General features: G+C 58.3%; 8 protein-coding genes. 3 read left to right on the top strand and 5 right to left on the bottom strand.

The window, feature by feature from the left end:
- Window positions 1-167 precede the first annotated feature (167 nt).
- From J2Y56_RS27175 to J2Y56_RS27160, 4 genes are all read right to left on the bottom strand, one after another.
- Entirely contained in the window at window positions 168-947 is a 780-nt protein-coding gene (locus J2Y56_RS27175) for an ABC transporter permease (protein ID WP_310353856.1), read from the bottom strand.
- Window positions 944-1,876: an ABC transporter ATP-binding protein gene (locus J2Y56_RS27170; RefSeq protein WP_310353853.1), complete on the bottom strand. Its 933-nt coding sequence runs from the start codon at window positions 1,874-1,876 to the stop codon at window positions 944-946. Before J2Y56_RS27170 ends, J2Y56_RS27175 begins: the two co-directional genes overlap by 4 nt.
- Window positions 1,877-2,007: 131 nt before the next feature.
- A complete protein-coding gene (locus J2Y56_RS27165; RefSeq protein WP_007945763.1) occupies window positions 2,008-2,631 on the bottom strand; it encodes a glutathione S-transferase family protein in 624 nt (207 codons plus the stop codon).
- Window positions 2,632-2,674: 43 nt separating this feature from the next.
- Entirely contained in the window at window positions 2,675-3,334 is a 660-nt protein-coding gene (locus tag J2Y56_RS27160; protein WP_007945764.1) for a transglutaminase family protein, read from the bottom strand.
- A gap of 248 nt (window positions 3,335-3,582) precedes the next feature.
- Here J2Y56_RS27160 and J2Y56_RS27155 point away from each other — a divergent pair, with 248 nt between their 5' ends.
- Together J2Y56_RS27155 and J2Y56_RS27150 are read left to right on the top strand one after the other, a co-directional pair.
- Window positions 3,583-6,030, top strand: coding sequence for an acyl-CoA dehydrogenase (locus J2Y56_RS27155; protein ID WP_310353851.1), 2,448 nt, complete (start codon window positions 3,583-3,585; stop codon window positions 6,028-6,030).
- A gap of 74 nt (window positions 6,031-6,104) precedes the next feature.
- A complete protein-coding gene (locus J2Y56_RS27150; protein WP_007945767.1) occupies window positions 6,105-6,512 on the top strand; it encodes a PA2817 family protein in 408 nt (135 codons plus the stop codon).
- Window positions 6,513-6,571: 59 nt separating this feature from the next.
- On the opposite strand, the gene J2Y56_RS27145 is transcribed toward J2Y56_RS27150, so the two are convergent.
- The gene (locus J2Y56_RS27145; protein WP_007945768.1) at window positions 6,572-7,570 is read right to left on the bottom strand and encodes a LysR family transcriptional regulator; all 999 of its coding nucleotides are present in this window, start codon (window positions 7,568-7,570) and stop codon (window positions 6,572-6,574) included.
- Between the two features lie 90 nt (window positions 7,571-7,660).
- Here J2Y56_RS27145 and J2Y56_RS27140 point away from each other — a divergent pair, with 90 nt between their 5' ends.
- A complete protein-coding gene (locus tag J2Y56_RS27140) occupies window positions 7,661-8,287 on the top strand; it encodes an alanyl-tRNA editing protein (protein WP_310333885.1) in 627 nt (208 codons plus the stop codon).
- Window positions 8,288-8,375: the final 88 nt, after the last annotated feature.

Below are 8,375 nucleotides of genomic sequence, written 5' to 3'. Positions count from 1 at the left end.
CTGTGTCGGGTGGCATTCGCCCTCATGAAAAACCAGAGCGAATACCAGCCGAATTTACGGCTGCAGGGTTCCCCTGCAACATAGAATCTCCCACACTGGATTTATGTCGCACTGAAGATCTCCTGTGGGAGCGAGCCTGCTCGCGATTGAAGGCGACTCGGTCTCTCTTAGGTACGCATACCGCGACCGCTGACCAGCAGCCTCGCGCAACCGATGTACAACACGATGGTCGCCACCAGCATGAAGGTGATCGCAATGCTGATCCGGATGTCCGAAACGCCGAGGATGCCGTAACGGAATGCGTTGACCATGTGCAGCACCGGGTTCGCCAGGGATACGGTCTGCCAGAACGGCGGCAACAGGGAAATCGAGTAAAACACCCCGCCCAGGTAAGTCAGCGGTGTCAGCACGAATGTCGGGATGATCGAGATATCATCGAAATTGCGGGCAAACACTGCGTTGATGAAACCCAGCAGCGAGAAAATCGTCGCCGTCAGCACCACCACCAGAACGGTCACGCCCAGGTGATGCACCTGCAAATCCGTGAAGAACAGCGACAGCAACGTCACGATGACCCCGACCATCAACCCGCGCAGTACACCTCCCAGGGTGTAGCCGATCAGAATCGTATGCGGTGACACCGGCGACACCATCAGTTCCTCAATGGAACGCTGGAACTTGCTGCCGAAGAAACTCGACACCACGTTGCCGTAGGAGTTGGTGATCACCGACATCATGATCAGCCCCGGCACGATGTACTCCATGTAAGTGAAGCCACCCATGTCACCGATCTGGCGACCGATCAGATTGCCGAAGATCACGAAGTACAAAACCATGGTGATCGCCGGTGGCAGCAGCGTCTGCGGCCAGATCCGGGTAAAGCGCCGGACCTCACGGTAAACGATGGTATTGAGGGCAACGAGGTTGGGTTGCAGCTCGGAACTCATACCGCCACCTTCGACAGATTTTTCTCCACCAGAGACACGAACAACTCCTCGAGGCGATTGGTTTTGTTACGCAGGCTCAGTACTTCAATGTTTTGCTGCGCCAATTGAGTGAACAACGCGGTGATGCCCATGGCTTTGTCGACCTGGACTTCCATGGTGTGGCTGTCGATCAGCCTGGTCGGGTAGCCGAGCAACTGCGGCGCACTGGTCAACGTGTTTTTGGTATCGAGCAGGAACGTTTCCACATGCAGTTGGCTGAGCAACTGTTTCATGCTGGTGTTCTCGACGATGGTGCCGTGGTCGATGATGCCGATGTTGCGGCACAGCAGCTCAGCCTCTTCCAGGTAGTGCGTGGTGAGGATGATGGTGATGCCTTTCTGGTTCAGCTCGGTAAGGAAGGTCCACATCGAGCGACGCAGTTCAATGTCCACACCTGCCGTTGGTTCGTCGAGGATCAGCAGGCGCGGTTCATGAACCAGCGCACGAGCGATCATCAAGCGACGCTTCATACCGCCGGACAGCGAGCGTGACGGCGTGTCGCGTTTGTCCCACAGCCCCAGCTGGGTCAGGTATTGCTCGGCGCGCTCCTTGGCGATTTTCGCCGGGATGCCGTAGTAACCGGCCTGGGTCACGACGATATCGAAAGTCTTTTCGAACTGGTTGAAGTTGAATTCCTGGGGCACCACGCCGATGGAACGCTTGAGCTGCGCAGGGTTCTTGTCCAGGTCGTGACCGAAGATATTCACCGTTCCGCTGGTCTTGTTCACCAGGGTCGAGAGAATGCCGATGGTCGTGGATTTGCCGGCGCCGTTAGGGCCGAGCAAGGCGAAGAAGTCACCTTCGGCGACGTCCAGATCGATACCACTCAGGGCCTGGAAACCGTTGCCGTAGGTTTTGGTTAGCTGCCGGATGGACAGAGCGGAACTCATATCGGATTACGCACCAAGAAGGAAGAAAGGAATAAAAGACGGCCGGCGGCGGCGACTGCAACCACGGCGCGTGAGCGCAATGGTGCTTGTCGTCGCCACACAAGTACAGTCAAGCTTGTCGATAGTGAGTATTAAGTCAAAGCAGTCATAACGGCTTTTTGATACGCCGGACGCTGTCTCAACCGGGCATACCAGGCTTCCAGGTGCGGCTGCGGTGCGCGCTCGATCGGCATCTCGAACCAGGCATAAATAAAACTGCCGAGCGGGATGTCGCCCATGCCGATTTCATCGCCGGACAGGTAGGGCTGGGCGGCCAATGCCTGATTGGCCATCGACAGCAAATCCTCGCATTCCTTGATAGCGGCGTTGATGGCCGACCAGTCCTGCTGGTCTGCCGGGGTGCGCAACACGCCCCAGAATACGGTGCGGAACGGGCCAGCCAAACTTGAAGTGGTCCAGTCCATCCACTTTTCAGCCGTGAAGCGGGCTTTAATATCCGCCGGATACCAAGCGCTGCCGTTGGCATGAAGGGCCATGAGGTAACGCACGATGGCGTTGGATTCCCACAGCACAAAACCGTCGTCTTCGATCACCGGCACGCGACCATTGGGATTCATCGCCCGATACTGCGGCGTATCGACAACACCAAAGGCGCCACCCGCATCGATAGCCTCATAGGCCAACCCCAGCTCTTCGGCGGCCCACAATGGCTTTTTGACATTCGACGAGTTTTTCCGACCCCAGATCTTCAGCATGACCGCCTCTTTTTCGACAAGTGGGCAGGCAGCATACGCCGGATCAGGCGCGACTCAAATCGCTCTGCATATCCCCCAGCAGCACGGGCAGCTGCTCGCTGAACAGATGCGGATAGCACTTTTTCAGATGCTCGAAAAAGAACGCTTCGGGTACATCGGTGAACTGACCGTGATCGACCAGATACTCCATCAACTGCGCGCCATCGCGATTGAACGGATGAAAGACACTGTCGTTGATCCCATCGAATTCCAGCGGTGCGACATTGAACAGGCCACAGAGTTTTTGATTGAACGCCGGGGTCGCCTTCACCCAGCGGCCATTCAGATACAGCTCCGTATAGCCGTGCATCGCAAATACATCGCTCTTGAGCAATTCGAGCAAACGTGGCGTCGACAGGTGATTGCGAACATCGGCCAGACCGATCCGCGCCGGGATCCCGCAATGTCGCGCGGCGCCGGCCAGCAATGTGGCTTTGGGCACGCAATAGCTTTCCCCGGTGGTCAGCGCATAACTGCCGCGCAGGGTCTGCGGGTCGCGGCTGAACGTGTAGGGGTTGTAGCGCACGGCCTCGCGTACCGCGTAATAAAGGCCGATCGCCTGCTCGACCGGATCTCGACGGCTGCCGCGATGGTGTTCGGCGAACTCCACCACCGAAGGGTGGTCACTATCGATGAAGCGGCCGGGACTCAAGTACTCGTGCATGAGAATAATCTCCTGGGGAAGCCCCGAGTCTAACGACAGGTTCAGCACAGAGATAACGACGTTTCGGCCAAACATGGGCGCATTGCCGCGTAGGAAACGAACGATTTCCCGAGCGTGTTGCCAACCGAGCCTACAAATCTCATCCAAGGTTTCCCACGATTTCAATCACATCGCTCTGACCACCCTGTTTGACGGATGCCGTCTAAGCTCTGAAGGTTGGTTTTACCCTGGTTCATGGAGGATTAAATATGCTGCTGTTGTGGATACTGGTTCTGGTTGTCGGGATTGCCTGGTTAGCCCACCGTCGCATCGCTCCCCTGCCCGCTCTTTGCATCGTTGCCGTTTACGTGGTGGCAATGGGGGCTTTCAGCCGCGCGCCCGGTTGGCTGCTGCTGTTGTACTGGGTGTTGATCGCAGCCGTTGCGGCGCCATTGTTGCTGCCCGACCTGCGTCGCAAGTTCTTCAGCGCGCCGCTGTTCAACTGGTTCCAGAAAACCCTGCCGCCGATGTCACAAACCGAACGCGACGCCATCGATGCCGGCACTGTGTGGTGGGACGGCGAACTGTTCAGCGGTCGCCCCGACTGGGACAAACTGCTGTCCTATCCCAAAGCCCAACTGAGCGAAGAAGAACAGGCCTTCATTGACGGCCCGACCGAAGAGCTCTGCGCCATGGTCACCGACTGGCAAATCGGGCAAGACATGGACCTGCCCGCCGAAGCCTGGACGCACATCAAGGACAACGGTTTCTTCGCGCTGATCATTCCCAAAGAGTTCGGCGGCAAAGGCTTCTCTGCCTATGCCCACTCACAGGTCGCCATGAAACTGGCGACCCGCAGCGGCGACCTCGCGTCCACCGTGATGGTCCCCAACTCCCTCGGCCCCGCCGAACTGCTGCTGCATTACGGCACCGACGAACAACGCAACCATTACCTGCCTCGACTGGCCAGCGGTGACGACATTCCCTGCTTCGCATTGACCGGCCCGCTGGCCGGCTCCGACGCCGGGGCAATGCCGGACACCGGGGTGATTTGCAAAGGTGAATGGGAAGGCAAGGAAACCCTCGGCCTGCGCCTGAACTGGGAAAAGCGCTACATCACCCTTGGCCCGGTGGCCACCCTGCTTGGCCTCGCCTTTAAGGCCTATGACCCGGATCATTTGCTGGGTGATGAGGAAGACCTGGGCATCAGCCTGGCGCTGATTCCGACCGATACGGCCGGTGTTGAAATCGGCCGCCGTCACTTGCCGCTGGGTGCCGCGTTCATGAACGGCCCGAACTCCGGCAAGGACGTGTTCGTGCCGCTCGACTTCCTCATTGGCGGCCAGGAAATGCTCGGCAAAGGCTGGATGATGCTGATGAATTGCCTGTCGGTCGGGCGCTCGATTTCATTGCCGGCTGTCGGTACTGGTGCGGCCAAATACACCAGCCTGGTGACCGGTCAATACGCCCAGATTCGCGAACAATTCAACGTGCCACTGTCGGCGTTCGAAGGGATCCAGGAAGCCATGGCGCGTATCGGCGGCAACGCCTGGATGATGGACGCGGCGCGAATGCTGACCGCCAACGCGGTGGACCTGGGTGAGAAACCGTCGGTACTTTCGGCGATTCTCAAGTACCACCTTACCGAGCGCGGCCGCGAGTGCATCAGCCACGCGATGGATGTTCACGGCGGTAAAGCCATCATCATGGGGCCGAACAACTATCTCGGTCGCAGCTGGAATGGCGCGCCGATTTTCATCACCGTGGAAGGCGCGAACATTCTCTCGCGCAACCTGATGATCTTCGGCCAGGGCGCGATTCGCTGCCATCCCTTCGTGCTCAAGGAAATGGCCCTGGCTGGCCGCGAAGACAAGGACCAGGCACTCATCGAGTTCGACGGTTTGCTGCTCAAGCACATCGGTTTTGCCGTGAGCAACGCCGCCAGCACGCTGGTGCTGAACCTGGGTTTGGGGCACTTCGAACACACACCGGGTAACAAGCTCAGTCAGGGTTACTTCCGGGCGCTCAACCGCCAGGCCGCGGCGTTCGCCCTGCTGGCGGACCTGAGCATGATGCTGCTGGGTGGCGAATTGAAACGTCGCGAACGCCTGTCAGCACGCCTGGGGGATGTTCTCAGCAACCTCTACCTCGCCTCTGCCTCCCTCAAGCGTTACCACGATCTCGATTCACCGGAGCACATGGCGCCGCTGTTTACCTGGGCCATGGAAGAAAGCCTTGGCCAGTCGGAACGAGCGCTGGATGAACTGCTGACCAATTTCCCGAACAAGGTGCTGGGTTGCCTGTTGCGGGTCATCGTGTTCCCGCTCGGTCGCCGACACAAAGGGCCATCGGACTCACTCGGTGCCGAAGTGGCCGCCGTGATTGGCCGCGCCAAGGGCGACCCGACACTCGAAGAGTTGCTGGGCGGTTGCTATCGACCGCAATCGGCCAATGACGCCGTCGGGGCTTTGCAACATGCCTGCAATTTGCTGAACGCAGCGCAGCCCTTGCAGAAAAAACTGCACCTGGCGCTCAAAAGTGGCCAGCTCAAACCGGATGCCGGGGAACACATCATCGATGCAGCGCTGGAGGCCGGTGTATTGCAGGCAGTGGAAGCGCAGACCCTGCGGACCGCCGAAGCGGCGCGGCGCAAGGTGATTGATGTCGATGATTTCGATAAAGAAGAGTTGGCGCTGGCGCAAGGAAAGGTCCGCTGATCCAGTGCACCCATGCAAAACGGACGCAGGGGCTTTATACTCCCGCGCCCGTTTTGCTCTTGAGGACTTATCTCGTGTCCAACGTCGTTGCCGACCATCTCGTCTTGCTTGACCACTTGCGCAGCATCCTGGTCGCCGTGGGTGAGGCCGAACAGGTTCCCGAAGAAAGCCATGCCTTGTTCCTGGAGCGCTTTGACGAACTGCGTGCGTTGCTGCCGGTCGATCCGATCGAAAGCCAATACCTGGGCCAGGACATTCTCTGCCAGGTCATCACACGCTACCCGCAAATTGCCCACCTGGTCCCGCGTGACCTACTGTGGTACTTCGCCGGTGACTGCCTGCATTACATGCCCGATGATGAAATCGATCTGTATCAGGCGCTGGAAGAACGCCGCTTCGAAGCTGAACAGAATGACGAGCCGTTTGACTGGAACCAGGAAAAACAACTGCTGGCGATGTCGAACGACGACGCCAAGCACTGATCCCGGATCAGTAACGCAAAAGGCCCGAATGGTTGAACATGCGGGCCTTTTTTTTGCGCTCAGTACAAGCCGTCACTCTCCGGCAGTTCATATTCCGATGAGGACCAAACCGGACCATTGGACTTAACCGGCTTGCCCAGCGTCGGCTCCCTCTCCAGACACGCCACCAGGTAATCAATCAACACCCGTAGCTTGGGAGGCAAATACCGGGTTGGTGAATGCAGCAACCAGGCACCTCCGTGGTAGGAGGCCAGAAAGGTCCAGTCTGGAAGCACCTGCACCATCAACCCTTTCTCCAAGGCATGGCGCGCAGTGAAATAGGGCAAGCTGCCAATGCCGATATGCTGCAACACCGCGCCAAAACGCACGCCGGTATGATTGGCGGCATAACGCCCCCGCACACCGACGGTCACCGATTTGCTGCCCTTCTTGAATTTCCAGCGCGCATCGCTCGGGGTTTCGCCCAGGTAAATGCAACTGTGATTGAGCAAGTCATGGGGGTGAGTCGGCGTACCGTGTTCCGCCAGATACTGCGGTGTCGCGCAGAGCAAATGGTCGATGGTCAGCAACTGTCGTCCTACCAGTCCCGCCGGCGGCCGGTCGGTGATGCGAATCGCCAGGTCGACGTTGTCGTCGATCAAATCGACCTGTCGGTCCTCAAGTAACAGCTCCACGTCCACTTTGGGATAACGGCGCAAAAACTCCGGCATATGCGGGTGAATCACGATCCGGCCTACTGCTTTCGGAACGCTGATACGCACCAGCCCCTCGGGTTCGCCGGTGAACTGACCACTGATTTCCATCACTGACCGGGCGGCATTGACCATTTCCTGGCAGCGCTTGAACACCTCTTCGCCCCCGTCGCTCAAGCGCAATTTACGCGTGGTACGTTGCAGCAGACGCGTGGCCAGCGCCTTCTCCAGACGTGAAATGCTGCGACTGACTGCAGAAGGCGAAGCACCCAGTTGGCGGGCCGCTTCGGAAAAGCTGCCGGTCTCGACCACCTTGACGAAAATCGCCATTTCACCGAGCAGCGGTAGCGGAAGATTTATGCTCACAGCGCAACAGTCCTTTGATGTTTGAACGGATTATCACGCAATTCCATGCTTCATATAATAAAACTAGAAACTTTAATAAGGGCATGGAATATGACGCTACGCCTCTTTTTCCATAGTGATGACCTCAAGGCCAATGTGGAAGTCTTGGATTGCACGCCCTGCGAGAACGAATATGCGGTGGTGCTGCGCGCGACTTTGTTTCACCCCCAAGGGGGCGGACAGCCCTTTGATACGGGCTGGATCGGTGATAGCCAGGTACTGCGCGTCGTTCAGGATCCTGACCGGATCATTCATTTCGTCGACCAACCGGTAAAACCCGGTATGACTCTGATTCGGGTGGACGCAGAGCGTCGTCAGTTCAATACACGCATGCATTCAGCCGGGCATCTGATCGGCCACTTCGTCCAGGCCAAGGGCTGGATGCCAATCAAGGCGCATCACTGGCCGAGCGAAGGCCGCGTGCAGTTCAAGGCACTGGAATGCGCACAGGACGTTGATACCCAAACCATTCAGCTCGGCCTCGAGCAGTGGGTTACCCAGGATTTTCCGCGTCTGACGTCGTTGCGCGAAGGCGCCCGGGAAATCGGTTTCGGTGAACTGCCCGCCTACGGCTGCGGCGGCACCCATGTACGCAGCCTCAAGGAGCTTGGCACGGTCACGATCGCGTCCCTTTCATTGAAGAAGGGAACGCTATCAGTCCACTACAACGTGGATTGAGCATTTGGGCGATGCCGGCACCGTCATCGCCCGACGCCGCAGAGCCCGTGTTCGCCGGTGATGTTGACTATCTGATAGAGGGACCTGA

The organism is Pseudomonas sp. BE134 (genome assembly GCF_031456105.1).
In the GTDB taxonomy this organism is placed as follows: Bacteria; Pseudomonadota; Gammaproteobacteria; order Pseudomonadales; family Pseudomonadaceae; genus Aquipseudomonas.
This window is presented reverse-complemented; position numbering and strand designations above follow the sequence as displayed.